The sequence below is a fragment of the Pelomonas nitida genome (assembly GCF_043555975.1).
GTDB classification, from domain to species: Bacteria; Pseudomonadota; Gammaproteobacteria; order Burkholderiales; family Burkholderiaceae_C; genus Pelomonas; species Pelomonas nitida.
Window position 1 is genome coordinate 1 of the sequence record NZ_JBIGIA010000067.1, and the last position, 280, is coordinate 280.

The window sequence follows — 280 nt, forward strand, 5'->3', positions numbered from 1 at the left end:
TGGTGTTCTTCAGCGCCAGGATCTCGCCCTTGACCTCAACCGTGATCTTCTTGGACAGGTCGCCGCTGGTCACGGCGGTGGCCACCTCGGCGATGTTGCGCACCTGACCGGTCAGGTTGCTGGCCATGGAGTTCACGTTGTCGGTCAGGTCCTTCCACGTTCCGGCCACGCCGCGGCACTGCGCCTGACCGCCCAGCTTGCCCTCGGTGCCCACCTCACGGGCCACACGCGTGACCTCCGACGCGAAGCCGTTGAGCTGGTCCAGCATCGTGTTGATGGT

General features: G+C 65.4%; 1 protein-coding gene. It reads right to left on the reverse strand.

Annotated features, from left to right (window positions below):
- The coding region (locus ACG00X_RS24125) for a HAMP domain-containing protein (RefSeq protein WP_394492379.1) at window positions 1-280 on the reverse strand (280 nt) is incomplete at both ends.